The sequence below is a fragment of the Janthinobacterium sp. 1L-D-8-B-C4 genome (genome assembly GCF_057291295.1).
In genome coordinates this window covers 290,969-306,670 of sequence record NZ_JBXAVX010000007.1, presented here as the reverse complement: position 1 = coordinate 306,670, position 15,702 = coordinate 290,969, and the positions used below count along the sequence as shown (strand labels likewise).

General features: G+C 59.8%; 17 protein-coding genes and 1 tRNA gene. 8 read left to right on the top strand and 10 right to left on the bottom strand.

The features are described from left to right. Positions 1 to 18: 18 nt before the first annotated feature. The 3 genes from ispH to AC0Z42_RS14985 form a co-directional block, all read right to left on the bottom strand. The gene (gene ispH / locus AC0Z42_RS14995) at positions 19 to 993 is read right to left on the bottom strand and encodes a 4-hydroxy-3-methylbut-2-enyl diphosphate reductase (RefSeq protein WP_485469000.1); all 975 of its coding nucleotides are present in this window, start codon (positions 991 to 993) and stop codon (positions 19 to 21) included. Between the two features lie 10 nt (positions 994 to 1,003). Next, a complete protein-coding gene (locus tag AC0Z42_RS14990) occupies positions 1,004 to 1,459 on the bottom strand; it encodes an FKBP-type peptidyl-prolyl cis-trans isomerase (RefSeq protein ID WP_485468999.1) in 456 nt (151 codons plus the stop codon). Positions 1,460 to 1,627: 168 nt separating this feature from the next. After that, positions 1,628 to 2,866, bottom strand: coding sequence for a hypothetical protein (locus AC0Z42_RS14985; protein ID WP_485468998.1), 1,239 nt, complete (start codon positions 2,864 to 2,866; stop codon positions 1,628 to 1,630). 240 nt (positions 2,867 to 3,106) lie between these two features. On the opposite strand from AC0Z42_RS14985, the gene radC reads away from it, so the two are divergent. From radC to rpmG, 3 genes are all read left to right on the top strand, one after another. Continuing rightward, positions 3,107 to 3,781, top strand: coding sequence for a RadC family protein (radC, locus tag AC0Z42_RS14980; protein WP_485468997.1), 675 nt, complete (start codon positions 3,107 to 3,109; stop codon positions 3,779 to 3,781). A 245-nt stretch (positions 3,782 to 4,026) separates the two neighbouring features. Further along, positions 4,027 to 4,263 carry a 50S ribosomal protein L28 gene (gene rpmB, locus AC0Z42_RS14975; RefSeq protein ID WP_010400928.1) on the top strand — a complete coding sequence of 79 codons (237 nt, stop codon included), beginning with the start codon at positions 4,027 to 4,029 and terminating at the stop codon, positions 4,261 to 4,263. Positions 4,264 to 4,285: 22 nt separating this feature from the next. Next, positions 4,286 to 4,453, top strand: a complete 168-nt coding sequence (gene rpmG, locus AC0Z42_RS14970) for a 50S ribosomal protein L33 (RefSeq protein WP_010400929.1) — start codon at positions 4,286 to 4,288, stop codon at positions 4,451 to 4,453. Between the two features lie 125 nt (positions 4,454 to 4,578). On the opposite strand, the gene AC0Z42_RS14965 is transcribed toward rpmG, so the two are convergent. The 5 genes from AC0Z42_RS14965 to AC0Z42_RS14945 form a co-directional block, all read right to left on the bottom strand. Then, a complete protein-coding gene (locus tag AC0Z42_RS14965) occupies positions 4,579 to 5,787 on the bottom strand; it encodes a DesA family fatty acid desaturase (protein ID WP_485468996.1) in 1,209 nt (402 codons plus the stop codon). A gap of 131 nt (positions 5,788 to 5,918) precedes the next feature. After that, a complete protein-coding gene (locus AC0Z42_RS14960; protein WP_485468995.1) occupies positions 5,919 to 7,277 on the bottom strand; it encodes a mechanosensitive ion channel family protein in 1,359 nt (452 codons plus the stop codon). A gap of 110 nt (positions 7,278 to 7,387) precedes the next feature. After that, positions 7,388 to 8,710, bottom strand: coding sequence for an RsmB/NOP family class I SAM-dependent RNA methyltransferase (locus AC0Z42_RS14955; RefSeq protein WP_485468994.1), 1,323 nt, complete (start codon positions 8,708 to 8,710; stop codon positions 7,388 to 7,390). A 21-nt stretch (positions 8,711 to 8,731) separates the two neighbouring features. Then, the gene (gene purN, locus AC0Z42_RS14950) at positions 8,732 to 9,340 is read right to left on the bottom strand and encodes a phosphoribosylglycinamide formyltransferase (protein WP_426077775.1); all 609 of its coding nucleotides are present in this window, start codon (positions 9,338 to 9,340) and stop codon (positions 8,732 to 8,734) included. A gap of 92 nt (positions 9,341 to 9,432) precedes the next feature. Continuing rightward, positions 9,433 to 9,900 (bottom strand): barstar family protein, encoded by a 468-nt coding sequence (locus AC0Z42_RS14945; RefSeq protein WP_485469031.1) that lies wholly within the window; start codon positions 9,898 to 9,900, stop codon positions 9,433 to 9,435. A gap of 344 nt (positions 9,901 to 10,244) precedes the next feature. On the opposite strand from AC0Z42_RS14945, the gene AC0Z42_RS14940 reads away from it, so the two are divergent. From AC0Z42_RS14940 to AC0Z42_RS14920, 5 genes are all read left to right on the top strand, one after another. Then, entirely contained in the window at positions 10,245 to 10,757 is a 513-nt protein-coding gene (locus AC0Z42_RS14940; protein WP_485468993.1) for a glycine zipper 2TM domain-containing protein, read from the top strand. Positions 10,758 to 10,849: 92 nt separating this feature from the next. Then, positions 10,850 to 11,638, top strand: a complete 789-nt coding sequence (locus tag AC0Z42_RS14935; RefSeq protein WP_485468992.1) for a class I SAM-dependent methyltransferase — start codon at positions 10,850 to 10,852, stop codon at positions 11,636 to 11,638. Positions 11,639 to 11,682: 44 nt separating this feature from the next. After that, complete coding sequence (locus AC0Z42_RS14930; protein WP_485468991.1) at positions 11,683 to 13,449, top strand: GspE/PulE family protein; 1,767 nt, start codon at positions 11,683 to 11,685, stop codon at positions 13,447 to 13,449. A 65-nt stretch (positions 13,450 to 13,514) separates the two neighbouring features. After that, positions 13,515 to 13,590, top strand: a tRNA-Lys gene (locus tag AC0Z42_RS14925). Positions 13,591 to 13,702: 112 nt separating this feature from the next. After that, positions 13,703 to 14,101, top strand: coding sequence for a hypothetical protein (locus AC0Z42_RS14920; protein WP_485468990.1), 399 nt, complete (start codon positions 13,703 to 13,705; stop codon positions 14,099 to 14,101). A gap of 2 nt (positions 14,102 to 14,103) precedes the next feature. On the opposite strand, the gene AC0Z42_RS14915 is transcribed toward AC0Z42_RS14920, so the two are convergent. Both AC0Z42_RS14915 and AC0Z42_RS14910 read right to left on the bottom strand, forming a co-directional pair. Next, positions 14,104 to 14,610: a hypothetical protein gene (locus AC0Z42_RS14915; protein WP_485468989.1), complete on the bottom strand. Its 507-nt coding sequence runs from the start codon at positions 14,608 to 14,610 to the stop codon at positions 14,104 to 14,106. Next, a complete protein-coding gene (locus AC0Z42_RS14910) occupies positions 14,607 to 15,653 on the bottom strand; it encodes a lysozyme inhibitor LprI family protein (protein ID WP_485468988.1) in 1,047 nt (348 codons plus the stop codon). The genes AC0Z42_RS14915 and AC0Z42_RS14910 overlap by 4 nt, the downstream gene beginning before the upstream one ends. Positions 15,654 to 15,702: the final 49 nt, after the last annotated feature.

The window sequence follows — 15,702 nt, the reverse complement described above, 5'->3', positions numbered from 1 at the left end:
ACAAATTAAATTCAGTTTTTAGACGGGCGCATCTCCAAAGCTCACTTGTTCCACCACTCTTTTCACGCCATCGAGCCCCTTCGGCATCGGGAAGGTCACGGCTTCCTGCACGCCGTCGAGTGGCCGCACGCTCTTCACGCCACACTCTTTCAGGCGGTCAATCACCGCTTGCACCAGCACCTCGGGCGCCGAGGCACCGGCCGTCACACCCACGCGCAGCTTGCCGTCCAGCCAGGCAGGGTCGATCTGCGAGGCGTTATCGACCATATAGGCAGGCGTGCCCATTTTGTCGGCCACTTCGCGCAAGCGGTTCGAATTCGAGCTGTTCGGGCTGCCGACCACGATCACCAGTTCCACCTGTGGCGCCATGAATTTCACGGCTTCCTGGCGATTGGTGGTGGCGTAGCAAATGTCGCCTTTTTTAGGCTCGGAAATATTCGGATATTTTTCTTTCAGCGCCGCAATAATGTCGCTGGTGTCGTCAACTGACAACGTTGTTTGGGAAACATAGGCCAGGCTGTCGGGATTGGCCACTTGCAAGGACGCCACATCATCGAGTGTTTCCACCAGATGCATGCCCTGCTCGGCCTGCCCCATGGTGCCTTCCACTTCAGGATGGCCGTCGTGGCCGATCATGATGATTTCGCGGCCCTCGCGGCGCATCTTGGCCACTTCCATGTGCACTTTGGTGACCAGCGGGCAAGTAGCGTCAAAGATGCTCAAGCCCCGCGATTCGGCCTCGGCGCGCACGGCTTTCGACACGCCATGGGCGGAAAACACGAGCGTATTGCCAGAAGGCACATCATCGAGGTCATCGATGAAGATCGCGCCCTTGTTGCGCAAATCGGCCACCACATAGGCGTTGTGAACGATTTCATGGCGTACATAGATAGGCGCACCAAATTGTTGCAGCGCGCGCTCGACGATTTCGATTGCCCGGTCGACGCCGGCGCAAAAACCGCGTGGCTGGGCCAGTAACAGTTCCTTGTCCATGGTCATCTCCTTACAGCACGGAAATCAGTTTGACTTCAAAACGCAGCGGCTGTCCGGCCAGCGGGTGATTGAAGTCAAACAAGGCGGAGTCCTCGCGCATTTCGCGCAGGACACCGGCAAAGCGGCCGCCGCCGGGAGCGGCAAAGTCGACCAGGTCGCCGATCTTGTAGTCGGCGCCGGGCACCGAGTTTTCATCGAGCGTGGCGCGCGATACCGATTGCACCAGGTCCGGGTGGCGCTCGCCGAAGCCTTCGCTGGCGGCCAGCTCGAAGGTGGTGTGCGTGCCTTCGGGCAAGCCCAGCAAACGCTGTTCCAGGAACGGCGCCAGCTGGTTCTGTCCCAGCATCAGGGTCGCCGGATTGCCATTGAAGGTAGTGACAATATCAGTACCGTCCAGGGTGGCAAGACGATAATGCAGGGTGAGGTAGGCTTCTTTGGTGACGACTGCTGGTTGCTGGTTGGACATAGTGATGTTTTCAGATAACTGATGCAAAACGATATTGTAAGCCACACTGGCCGCGCCCGCCCCATCGCATCGTCAAAGAAGCGGGAGTGGCGGCAAAGCAAGGGAAAGAAGGCGGGGCCGGGCAGGCGCCCCATGGCGCCCGCCCGTTGCTGCAAGAAACTTCAGGACTTAGTTCGCCGCGACGGTCTCGGCCACGTTCGGCAGGCTGTCGAGCAAGGCCAGCACATCCTGGCGCGTTTCACTGGAAAATCCCATCTGCGCCGTGACATTGATCTTGCCGTTCGCATCCTGGATGGCGGCAAAACTGGCGATGCCGAGCGCGCGCTCGAACAGCACCACTTTCTTGCCGCTATTGAGGTCGGTGGCCGTTACCTTGCCCAAGCCGCCCTCCTGCGATACCAGCACCGGCCGGCCCGGGACATTGAACCAGTTGATACGCCAGAAATAATGGCTCATGTTGCGCGTGCCGTTCGGCTCGAAAGCGCTTTCAAACGATTCCATCTGCGCACATTTGGCAATCAGGAAATTCTTTTGCTTGCACGCGCTCATCACTTGCACCTGCTTGCTTTCCAGCGAAATGTTGACTGGCACCACGCGGCCATTGTCCATGTTCAGCAAGGCGTAGTCTTCCTTCTTGCCGACACCCACCACGCTGCCCAGCGACTGCACGGCGCTGAACAGCGCACCGAGCGAATTGCCGGGCTGCGTGCCGTTCGAGGTCGGCGTGCGTTCCAGCAAAATATAGCCGGTATTGGCAATATCACCATTTTGCAGGGCGGCAATCGAAAACGCTTCTGGCGCGACGATATTGGTGGTGCCGCTACCCGGTACATAACGGAAACCGGTGTTGTCGCGCGCAATCACGAAACCGCGCGACGATGGAATTAGGCGGTAGCCGGTGAACTTCTTGCCGGTCGCTGCCGTGACTTGCCAGATCATGCCCTGTTTCTGCACCGTGGCAATCGTGATCGGCTCGCTCTGCGTCATGGCGCGGCCCGCCTTGAGCACATATTCTCCGGGATGCGTTTCCGCCAGATAGGTGAAATCGCCCGATTGCGCATCAAAAGCGTAAGACGTGATCTTGCCTTCCGCATCGATATAGCGCTGGCCATTGATGGCAAAGCCGTCGCGGAAGCGCTCAAACTGCACGCCCTGGGTCAGGATGGGAAACTGCCTGAAGTCGGCGGCCAGGCTCGCTTCCGTGCGTTGTGGCACGGCATTGTTTGCCGCCAGTGGCAATGGCAGGGCCGCGCCCTGCTGCTGGGCACCGCCCAGTTGTTGCTTGAGCAGCAGGGTCAGCAGTTGCTTTTGCTGTTCCGGCGTCAGGTTATTGATATCTTGGGCTTGCAGGGGCAAAGCTGACAGCAAGCCTGCAGCAAGGAACAACGCAATGGTTTTCTTCATCATCTGTATGGTAAGAACGTAAAAATGCCGCACGATGTTGCCGTGCCGGCTAGCCAGTCTTTCAATCAAGTTGAAAATTGTACATGCAAATAATTACCCCTTGGAAATAATATTTCTCTGTCAGCTATATTAACAACAAGTTTTCCCCGTCTTTTCGCACAATGCTTCGAGCAGATCAGCAAGTGGTTGGCCGGCAGGCAGATAATCAGGGACTAGGCAGCCACTGCCATGCAGGAGACGACCATGGGTATCAAGGACTGGCCCGCCCGCGAGCGGCCCCGGGAACGGCTGATCGAGGATGGCGCCCATACGCTGTCGGACGCCGAACTGCTGGCCGTGTTCCTGCGTACTGGCGTGCGCGGCAAGAGCGCGGTACAGCTGGCGCGCGACACGGTCGAGCACTTCGGTTCGCTGCGCGGCCTGTTTGGCGCCAGCCTGGTCAATTTTTCCGCCGTGCACGGCATGGGCAGCGCCAAGTTCGCCCAGCTGCAGGCGGTAATGGAGTTGGCGCGGCGCGCGATTGTCGAAGATCTGCAGTCGGGCCAGGCCCTGAGTTCACCGCATGCGGTCAAGGACTACCTGCGCATGACCATGGGCAACCTAGGGCACGAATCGTTCTACGTGCTGTTTCTTGATGTGAAGAACCGCCTGATCGCCGCCAAGGAAATGTTCAGGGGCACCCTGACGCATACCAGCGTCTACCCGCGCGAAGTGGTGAAACAGGCGCTGCAATACAATGCGGCCAGCGTGATCCTGGCGCACAACCACCCTTCCGGCACGCCGGACCCCAGCGAATCGGATCTGCTGCTGACGCGTTCGCTGGTGCAGGCGCTGTCCCTGGTCGATGTGCGCATACTCGACCATTTTGTGGTGGCTGGAAGGCATGTTCATTCCTTCGCCGAACACGGGCAACTCTAGCATCTATGCGCGTTTGCGCCAGTTTACCTGTGTAAACAAGGACATACGCGCCGCCACAGCAATGCTTGCATAGCAGTAAACAAGCAGGTTTACAAGGTTTTTCAAGGCGAAAATGCCGAGATCTCAAATTGTTAAATTAATTCAATACAACAATACACAATTGTTTTTCGCAAGTCATTGATAAATCTGATTTTTTTGGATATACTCTCGTTTTTCCAATTTGGAATGTCTTTAAGGAGTGCGCCATGGCACGTGTTTGCCAAGTCACTGGGAAGAAGCCGATGGTCGGCAACAATGTTTCCCATGCAAACAACAAAACCAAACGTCGTTTTTTGCCTAACTTGCAAAATCGTCGTATTTTTGTTGAATCTGAAAACCGCTGGGTCTCCCTGCGTTTGTCCAACGCCGGTCTGCGCGTCATCGATAAAGTCGGCATCGACGCCGTATTGGTCGACATGCGCGCTCGTGGCGAAAAAGTCTAATTAGCAGAACAAGGGAGCTATCATGGCAAAATCAGGCCGCGACAAAATCAAGTTAGAATCGACCGCCGGTACGGGTCACTTCTACACGACCACCAAAAACAAGCGTACGACGCCTGCGAAAATGGAGATCATGAAATTTGATCCTAAAGCACGCAAGCACGTGACGTACAAAGAAACCAAGATCAAGTAATCGATCTTTGCTTCTGCGAAAAAGCCGCTTCCGAGCGGTTTTTTTTCGTCCCGCGTTTCATATCCAAAGATGGAGGCACGAAAAAAAGGCCCCGCGATGCGGAGCCTCGGAAACTAACGAAGGGCTTAAGCGTAGCTGCGCAGGCGCAACGAGAACTCTTGCAGCGACTTGATGCCCGACGCTTCGGCGCGCACGCACCAGTCTTGCAGCTTGTGCAGCAATTGTTCGCGCGTAAAGTGCGAACGCTCCCAGATGGCGCCCAGTTCCACGCGCATATGGTGCATGGTTTCCAGCGACTTGCTGTGCTGGAATAATTCGGACAGTTGCTCATGGTGCGCATCGGCCAGCTTGCCCGGTTCGCGCTGCAGCAGCTTGCGCGACGATTTCAGGAAGCGTTTTTCCAGTTCGGCCTTGTCCTTCAGATGTTCCAGCTCTTCCTTCCAGGCCGACTTGATCGATTTGGCATACTTGGCCATCACGTCATAGCGGTTGGCGATGACCGACTGCAAGGTATCGAAGTCGGCTTCCAGCTTGCCGTGAGAAAACTTCGGTTCCGGCGCCAGCTTTTTCACTTTGGCCAGGCCGAGCATTTCCAGGGAGCGGATATACGCCCAGCCGATATCGAACTCATACCATTTTGACGACAGCTTGGCCGACGTTGCATACGTATGGTGGTTGTTATGGAGTTCTTCGCCACCGATCAGGATGCCGAAAGGAATGATGTTGGTGGCTGCGTCGGCGCAGTCGTAGTTGCGGTAGCCCCAGTAGTGGCCGATGCCGTTGATGATGCCGGCCGCCGTGACGGGTATCCACATCATCTGCACCGCCCACACGGAAATGCCGATCACGCCGAACAACGCGAAGTTAATGAAGAGCAGCGAGACCACGCCCAGCCAGCTGTATTTGGTGTACAGATTGCGCTCGATCCAGTCGGTTGGCGTGCCATGGCCGTATTTGGCCATGGTTTCCAGGTTTTTCGACTCGGCGCGGTACAGCTCGGCGCCTTCCCAGAAGACTTTCTTGATGCCGCGCGTGACGGGGCTGTGCGGATCTTCTTCGGTATCACACTTGGCGTGATGCTTGCGGTGGATCGCCGCCCACTCCTTGGTCACCTGGCCGGTCGTCAGCCACAGCCAGAAGCGGAAGAAATGGCTGGGAATGGCGTGCAATTCCAGGGCGCGGTGCGCCTGGTGGCGATGCAGGTAAATCGTGACGCTGGCGATGGTGATATGGGTTACCACCATGGTGTACAAAAAGACCTGCCATGCGGACAGATCGGTAATACCGGTTGCCATGAACTGCAGAACGTCGTGTAAAACAGAACTCAATGTCATTACTACTCCAGGTGGATGGGGCTTGTTCACGGTCGCGCCAGCAAGGTGCAGGCGGTCCGGCATCGTCAATTTTAGGCGTAATTGTACGCCCTAACGGGTGCGATCAGGCAATTTTGAAAGCAGCAGCGAGGTCAGGGCTGCGTGCCGGGGGGCGTGGGCGCCCCTTCTGTTTCATCCGCCAGCGCGGCGGGTGGCGTACCGATAATCCGCAATTCACGCTGCGGAAACGGCACCGATACCTTATGTTGCTGTAACGTCCGCCAAATCGCACGGTTCACATTCGATTTTACGCCACCGGTGCCGTTTTCAGGGTCCGAGATCCAGAAGCCGATCTGCAGGTCGAGGCCATCAGCGCCGAAACGCACCAGGGTCGCCGACGGTGGCTTGCTTTTTGACACCCGCGGCACGTTGGCCGCCGCTTCTTCCAGCAGCGGGAAGATGACGTCGATATCGGTTTCATAGCCGACCGATACGGTGGCCGACAGCCACACCATGCGATTGCTGAGCGACATGTTCTGCACGCCGCCCGAGATCAGCATTTCATTGGGCACGATGGATTCAACGCCATCGCCGCCCAACAGCACAGTATAGCGCGTATTGATCTGCGTGACTTTACCGCTGAACTGCCCCACCGTGATCATGTCGCCGATGGTCAGGCTGCGGTCGAGCAGGATGATGAAACCGGAAACGAAGTTGGCGGCAATCTTCTGCAGGCCGAAACCGAGCGCCACGCCGAAAGCGCCACCGAACACCGACAAGACCGTCAGGTCGATGCCCACCAGCGACAGGCTGACCAGCACGGAAACGAGGATCAGCACGGCGCGCCCCATGCGCGAGACCACCACCTTCAGCGAGGAATGCAGGCCCTGCATTTTCATCAGCCGATCGTCCAGCGCGGTACCGGCCCACATCGCCAGCACCATCAGTACGGCGACTGAAATAGCGGCTTGCAAGATGGCAGCCACCGAGACCTTGTTGCGGCCCAGCGGCACCACGATGCTTTCCAGGAATTCATGCAATTCCGGCCACAGACCAGTGATATACAGGGCCATGCCCAACCAGACGACGATAGTGAATACTTTTTCCAGCAGCAACATGGTGGGGCTGATCTCGCCATGGCGGGCAAAGATGCGGCGCAGCACATAAAAGCCGAAGCGCACCAGCGCCATCGAGGTACACAGGGGCACGGCAATGCTGAGCAGGTTGACGCTCTGGAACCTGGCCAGGAAATGCTGCGACACGCCCAGCAGCAAGGCGGTGAGCACCGGCGTCAGGATGCGGATGAAACTTTCGGTGCGAGCACGCACTTCTGCGCTGACAGGCGGAACAAAAGCATCGGCGCGCCTGGCCAGCACGGCGCGCAGCTGGCGCACGAAGACCCAGCTCAACGCCAGGCAGGCAATGATGACGAGCGCCTGCCACAAGATGGCAGGCTGGCGGAAATCATCGACAAAGTCGGCGATCAGGTTGAGCAGCGGGGTTTTGGTCATGGTGGATGGAACATGAGGATGATACTGACGAGCAGGACGCTCATGCCAGGCAAGCTGGCGGATGAAACAAGGCGGCCGCTGCGAGTGCAGCGGCCGCCAGTAAAGCCTTGTTATGCGTCGGCGTCGGCTGCGTCAGCGTCGTTGGCTGCTTTTTCGTCGGCGTAGACTTTCTTCGGCATCACCTTGCGTTCGAACACGGCGGCAAAGAAGCCGTCGGTCTGGTGCAGGTGCGGCAGCAGTTTCAGGTAGTCGCCCATGTCCAGTTCGATCTTCTGTTCGGCCAGCACCTTGCTCATCGGCACCAGGGTGAAGTCGGGATTCGCTGCCAGGAACTGCTCGGCGATCGCATCGTTTTCTTCGTTCAGGAAACTGCAGGTGGCGTACACCAGGCGGCCGCCGCCCTTGACCAGGCGCGCGGCGCCAGCCAGGATCGCAGCTTGTTTCGCTTGCAACTCGACGATGGAGTTCGGCTGCTGGCGCCATTTGACGTCCGGATTGCGGCGCAGGGTACCCAGGCCGCTACATGGCGCGTCGACCAGCACGCGGTCGATCTTGCCGGCCAGGCGCTTGATCTTGGCGTCGCGTTCATGCGCGATCTGCACCGGATGCACGTTCGACAGGCCGCTGCGGGCCATGCGCGGCTTCAGCTTGGCCAAACGCTTTTCCGACACGTCGAAGGCGTACAGGCGGCCGGTGTTGCGCATCAGCGCGCCCAGTGCCAGGGTCTTGCCGCCCGCGCCGGCACAGAAGTCGACCACCATCTCGCCGCGCTTGGCGCCGACGATCTGCGACAGGATCTGGCTGCCTTCGTCCTGTACTTCAATGGCGCCACTCTGGAACAAGGGCATGTTTTGCAAGGATGGCTTTTTCAGCACGCGCAGACCCAGCGGCGCATAGGGCGTCGGCGTGCTCAGGATCGGCGCTTCGGCCAGCGCCAGCATCACGTCTTCACGCGTGGACTTGAGCGAGTTGACGCGCAGGTCCAGTGGCGCCGGCGCATTGAGCGCATCGGTCAGCTGCATGGTTTCGGCTTCGCCGAACTGGGCGATCAACTTGTCGAACAGCCATTTCGGCATGTTCGAACGCATATTGGCCGGCATCAGGTTGCGGTCGATCTGCTTGATGCGTTCGAGCCATTCCACTTCTTCTTCCGTCAGGCCGCCCAGCGAATCGGCGCCCATCGCTTCGGCCAAGCCGAGGATGGTCAGGCGGCGCATGGTCGGGCCATTGCCCGCTTCGGCAAAATCGGTAAAGAACGATTTGTTGCGCAGTACGGCATAAATGCCTTCGGCGATGGCGCCGCGCTCGCGCGAACCCAAGCGCGGATGGTCGCGGAAATAGCGCGACAGGGTGGTATCGGCGGGCGCCGTGAAACGTAAAATTTCGCGCAATACTTCTTCAGCATTGGCAAGTATCGCTGGTGGCAATCTCATTGTTATTCTTCCTGTAATATTTTATTGAGGGTCCACGCGGACCTGGCCATGCTCTACCGACAGTTTATCGTCAATGAACAGGCGGATGGCGCGCGGGTAAAGCAGATGTTCCTGTACCAGCACGCGCGCCGATAAGCTGTCTTCTGTGTCGCCCGGCAACACCGGAACTGTGGCGCTGGCCACGGCCGGACCATGATCGAGTTCGGCCGTGACGAAGTGCACGGTTGCGCCATGTTCCGTCACGCCAGCCTCAAGCGCCTGCCGGTGCGTCGCCATGCCCGGGAACAGCGGCAACAGCGACGGGTGGATATTGAGCATGCGCCCCGCATAGTGCTCGACAAACGGTTCGGTCAGGATACGCATGAAACCGGCCAGTACCACCAGGTCGGGCGAAAAACCATCGATGACCAGCTGCAGGGCTGCGTCAAATTCGGCGCGGCTGGCGTAATCCTTGTTGGCAACGACTGCGGTCGCTATCCCGTGTTCCGCAGCAAATACCAGGCCCTGGGCATCGGCCCGGTTGCTGATCACGGCGGCGATACGGGCAGGCCATTGCTCGGCTTTTGCCGCGCGCACGACCGCTTCCATATTGCTGCCACGTCCGGAAATAAGGATAACGATATTTTTCATAGCGCGCATTGTACCCGCTATGGCGACGTGAATCTAGAAAGGCCGGCATTATTGTTGCGGCGCAGCATGCGCCTGCATGGGCGGCGGCAGCGCTATTCGAAGGAGTAAAAGACGCGGAACGGGACTTTTTTCTCGGCCCAGTATTCGGCCGCATCGCGGAACACGTCGAGCAGGGTTTCGCGCGCTTCCTTGTCGAATTTCTGGGTATTGGGCAATTGCTCCAGCACCACCAGGAAACCTGCCTGGGGGCCGGCCTTGAACATGGTGTCGGTCAGGCACAGGCGCAAGGCATCGAAATTCTTGGCCAGGCTCTTGGGAAACAGGAACGCTTCCGCGATCAGGCCGATGACTTGCTGCTTGGTCAGGCCGGTGTTGCAGTAAGCATATAAAAAGTGCTGCCCGAGACGAGCCGCCTCGTCTTGTAACTCGGTCACTCGGAAGGCGCGGATGGACTGGACAAGGTTGGGCGGCACGGTTATTAACAAACTCATTTTTCCCTCAAATCGACCTGTTATGTATGGATCTGTTGTGTTTGTTGCATTTGGCGCCTGCGGGTCAATACGCACGCGGCATATCGGTCGCCATCATGCTGCGGCGGCAGACTGCGTTTTTAAAGCCATACGCGTATTAGGGTAACGTGTTGTCCTCTGTGAATCAACCCGAATATGATATCAAACGCAAGATTTGTTACAAACCACGAGTTTCAACGGAGTTTCAATCTTTTGTATCGATTGAAAGTGCATGTTACAGACTGAGGGGAAAGGTGCTTTTGCTGTTACATTTTGTTGCCAGCGGTATGACACTCGCGGGCGCAGGCCGATTACACTGGATTCATGTTGCAAATCAAATCAAGACAACATCCAGACGCCAGACCCTGAAGATACTCCACATAACGAGGTAAGAAATGAACCTGCAAGCCAAATTGATCATGTCAGCCCTTTGTATCGGTGCTTTGCCACTCGCCCAGGCTGCCGACTTTGAAGATTTCGGCAAGGTCGTGCGCGTCGTGCCGCAAGTGGAACAGGTCAACCGTCCACGCCAGGAATGCCGCACGGAATACATGCAGGTCCAGGCACCGCCGCAACAGCGCAGCGCCGGCGGCTCGATCGTCGGCGGTATCGCCGGCGCCCTGCTGGGCAGCCAGGTCGGTAGCGGCAATGGCCGTACGGCCGCCGCCGCCGCTGGCGCGATTGCCGGCGCCGTCGTCGGCGACCGGGTCGACAACCAGAACAATTACCAGGGCGGCACGCAGGAACAAGCCGTCAAGCAATGCCGTCAGGTCGATCATTGGGAGTCGCGCAACAATGGCTACCAGGTCACGTATGACTACCGCGGCCGCAACTACACCAGCATCACGTCGTATGACCCGGGCGAGCGCATCCGCCTCAGGGTGTCAATTGAGCCGGCACAGCAATAAGCGCCTGCATCGACGCGCTGTGAATGCCGGCCCCCGGGGGCCGGCATTTTTTTATGGCACGCTATAATGCGGCACACTTCCAGGCCCGCCTTATGCTTATCAAACGAAAATCCATCGAACAAATCGAATCCTCGCGCCCTGCGCGCAAGCCGCGCTATGCACCCGTCACCCTGTCTGAAATGGATGGCGTGCGCTATCTGCATTTCGGTACCGAGTGGGTGCAGGGCGCGATGCGTATCCGCAAGCCCGACTGGCCGGAGCTGGAATACGCGCAGCAGATGATGGCCTGGATGCTGTGGATAGCGCAACCGCAGCGCGTGGCCCAGCTGGGCCTGGGCACGGCGGCGCTGACCAAGTTCTGCTACCGCCAGTTTCCGCAGGCGCAGGTCGAGGCGATCGAACTCAATCCGTCCGTGATTACCATCTGCGAGTCGATGTTCAAGCTGCCGCCGAACGACGAGCGCCTGCACGTGCGCGAAATGGATGCGCTCGACTATGTCAACGACGAAGCCCACCACGGCACGCTGGACGCCTTGCAGGTCGACCTGTACGACGCCACCGCGCGCGGCCCGGTGCTCGACAGCGCCGAATTCTACAGCGCCTGCTGCGCCTGCCTGGCGCCGCACGGCATCATGACGGTCAACCTGTTCGGCGACCACCCGAGCTACGCGAAAAACCTCAAGGCGATGAAATTTGCGTTCGAACAGGTGATCTGCCTGCCTGAAGTCCATGATGGAAACGTGGTGGCGATCGCTTTCAAGACCAGGGTGGCACTCGATGCCGATGCACAGGCCGCATTGCTCGTACGTGCGAAACAGATCGTTGCCGACACCAAGCTGCCCGCCAAGACCTGGCTCAAGGGCATCCAGAGCACGCTGTAAGCTGCCGCTGTTGCTTGTGCCGGCGGCCATGAAAGGCGCCGGCCATGCCCCCATCTTCCGCCCCGCTGGACCTGCAGGAAATCATCTCCTGGCTGCTGGCCGATGGCCATCTGGCCGCAGACAATATCGCCGAGATCCGCACCCGCGCACAAACCTGCTTGCAGCACAGCAAGCCCATCCATCCACTATGCGCCGTGGCCGACTGCCAGCTGCGCTCGGCCAGCGCGCCGCATGCGCCGCTCACCCTCGACACCCTGTGCGCCTGGCTGGCCGGCCGCGCTCACCTGCCCTTTCTGCGCATCGATCCCTTGACCATCGACTTCAGCCAGGTGGCCGACGTGATGACGGCCAGCTATGCGGCGCGCTTCAATATCCTGCCCGTCGAAAGCAATCCCGAGCGCATTGTGATCGCCACCGCCCAGCCTTATGCGCTGGCCTGGCAGGCGGAACTGGGGCGGCTGGCGCCACGCAAACTGAGCCTGGTGATCGCCAATCCTGTCTTGATCGCTGACTATATTGCGCAGTTTTTCAGCCTGGCCGGTTCCGTCAAGGTGGCGCGGCAATCGTCGACCCAGGACTTGTCGCTGCGCCATAACTTCGAGCAACTGGTCGAACTGGGCCGCGGCAAGAGCAGCCTGGACGCCAACGACCAGCACGTGGTGCGCATCGTCGACTGGCTGTGGCAATACGCCTTTGCCCAGCGCGCCTCCGACATTCACCTGGAACCGAAACGCGACGTGGGCCTGGTGCGCCTGCGCATCGACGGCCTGCTGCACCAGGCTTACCAGGTGCCGCCGGTGGTGATGCTGGCCATGACGGCGCGCATCAAATTGCTGGGCCGCATGGACGTGGTGGAAAAGCGCCGGCCCCAAGATGGCCGCATCAAGACGCGCAACGCCCAGGGCCAGGAAATCGAGCTGCGCCTGTCGACCTTGCCGACCGCCTTTGGCGAAAAGCTGGTAATGCGCATTTTTGACCCCGAAGTGGTGCTGAAAAGCCTGGACCAGCTGGGCTTTCCGCCGGCAGACGCCCTGCGCTGGCAGGCCCTGACGGCGCGCACGCATGGCATCGTGCTGGTGACCGGCCCGACCGGTTCGGGCAAGACCACCACTTTATACAGCACCCTGAAAGCGCTGGCCGGCAGCGAAGTCAATGTGTGCACGGTGGAAGACCCGATCGAAATGGTCGAGCCCGCCTTCAACCAGGTCCAGGTGCAGCCCGAACTGTCGTTTGCCGACGGCGTGCGCGCACTGCTGCGGCAGGACCCGGATATCATCATGGTCGGCGAAATCCGCGACCTGGCCACCGCCGAAATGGCGATCCAGGCGGCGCTGACCGGCCATCTCGTGCTATCGACCCTGCACACCAACGACGCGCCCTCGGCCGTGATGCGGCTGCTGGAACTGGGCGTGCCAAGCTACCTGCTGGAAGCGAGCCTGATCGGCGTGCTGGCCCAGCGCCTGCTGCGCCGCCTGTGCCTTGAATGCAAGCAACTGGCGGAAGCACCCGGTGCAGCGCAATGGCACAGCCTGGCTGGCGGCCAGCTGGCGCAGCCTGACGCCTGCTATCGCCCGGTCGGCTGTTCAAATTGCCGGCAAAGCGGCTACCGGGGCCGCACCGGCATCTATGAACTGCTGAGCGTGACCGAACGCTTTGGCCAGCTCATCCGCGAAGGCGCCGACCTGCATGCGCTGCGCCGCCAGAGCGTGGCGGACGGCATGACGCCGCTGCGCCTGGCCGGCGCGCAACAGATCATCGCGGGCCTGACCACCATCGAGGAAGTGCTGAAGATCACGGCGGCGCTGCATTGAGTTGAACATGGGCGGTAAAAAGGTTTTGCATTCTGTCAAAACCCATATATAATGCGGCCTCTTTCGGGTCGTTAGCTCAGCTGGTAGAGCAGCGGACTTTTAATCCGTTGGTCGCAGGTTCGAATCCCGCACGGCCTACCACGAATGCGCAGTACAGAAAAGCCCATCCACACGGATGGGCTTTTTTCGTTAACCGTGGCGCGGCCGGCGCGGTGATACCATGTTCCACCTACCCTCCACCACAAAGGCCATCGTGAATCTTGCCCTCCTGTTTCTGCTCGGCGCTACTCAACTGTACACACCGTCGGAAAAGCCCATCGTGCTCGACGGCCAGTACAGCCAGCGCTCTGACGAGATGAGCTTGCAGGTCGTCGGCGACCGTGTCTGCTTCGCGCCAGATAAAGCCCAGTGGGGCCGCCTGCCGCGCCCGGCAGCCACGCACGATGCCTGGTTCTGCTTTTCCAATGATGCCGAAGCGCGCAAGCTGCTGCGCGTGCCCGCGCGCCAGCTTGATAACTGTGGCTGGCAGGCGCGCGCGCGCATCATCATCGATACTTACCAGCCCTATCTGCAAGAAGGCGACGGCAACGACATGGCGCGCCTGGCATCGGTGGATAAGGTAGCGCAGCCGAACGCCATCGCCTGCGAATAGTTTTAATCCAGCTCGTATTCCTGCAGATAGCGCGCAAACAGTGCCCGGTCCGACAGTGGGCAGGCCAGGCCCGCGTTCCAGTCGGCCAGCAGCAATTGCTCGGGCAGCGGCAAGCGCAGCAGTTCCGGCATGCCGTCGCTGCACCATAGTTCCACCACGATACCGTGTTCGTCCAGGCCGGCAAACAGGGTTTCCGTGTGCTCGCCGCCAAACGCCAGCACGTTTTTGCACTCCACGCGATAGCTGGCGTAGCCGGTAAAGACGGCGTCGTAAGGCGGCAGCACCGCCATCACTGCCAGCCGCAACTGCTGCGCCGTGATGCCCAGCGCGCCGAGCTTTGACGGCGCCGCCTCGCGCATATACATCTCGGTCCAGCCGGCGCCGCTTTGATGGGCGTCGGCAAAGGCCTGCTGCTGGCCCATCTGCTGCAAGCAGTGTTGCAGATTGTCGAGCGGCAGCAGTTGGACCTGGCCCTCATCGTCCTCGTGAAAATAAGCCTCGCGCATCATGGTTCCAGCAACGCTTCCAGCTGCGCATTGCGGCGCGCCGTCAATACTGCTGCCCAGGTATCGCTGGTAACGGACGGGTAATGTGCGGCACCAAAAGCGATCCAGGCATCGCGATACTTGAGCCACAGGCGCTGGGTGTCGCGGATGCCGTCTTTTTCGACAGCGCCCGCGTAGTCCGGCTTGGGCTGCTTCATCAGCTTGCCGTAGATTCCGTTCAACTGCTTGTCGAGCGCCTGCGCCTGGGCTTGCGTCATGGCCGCCGGCAGCTTGCCCGCCTCGTATTGCTTGACGTCTTGCGCCAGCAGTTCCAGTTCGGCCGTGCGCGCGGCGATGCTCATGGCGGCGCGCGCGCTGCCGCTCAAGTCGGTTTCCTTGCCAGCGCGGGCGTCGGCAAATTTGGCGGTGGCCGCTTCCAGCTTCTGCCAGGACGCTTGCACGGCAGCCGGCCACGCTTGGGTCGCCTTGCCGCTGGCCTGGCTGCGCACGCGGTTTTTCTGGCGCGCGTCGATGGCGCTGCAAACGCCCATCATGTAGCCGCTGGTAATGTCGTCGCACAGGTCGATATTGCCCTGGCCACTGGCGGCCAGTTTTTGCAGATGCTCGACCCTGCCGGCCATTTCGGCCGGCGCGGCAGCGATGCTGCACGCGTATTTCAAGGCCAGCGGCGGCGCTTTCGTCACGCCCTGGCCGTTCTGGTACAACATCATCAACACTTCGCTGTTGTTCGTCGCCACGGCGCAATGGCGTACCTGGCGCCAGTCGTCGGGCTTGGGCGCAGACATACTCTTGGTATCGTAATACAGCTCGCTGGCCTTGCATTGCTGCAAGGAGGCCATGGCGCCGGGCGCGGGCAGGTCGGCCGGTGGCGGCGCGGCCTTGGCGACCTTCATGCAGGCGGCATGCCAGGTGGTGGTTTCCGCCTGGCCCACGCCCATCGCGCTGGTATTCGGATACGGCGCCGTATCGGCAGCGCTGGCCTGGCCGGCTGGCAGCGCCAGCGAGGCCAGCAATACCGTTTTCAACAAGGATAGATTAATTTTCATGAGCGAGCGCGGCAGGCAATTATAAAGCGGCAAGTTTAGCCCATCGTCC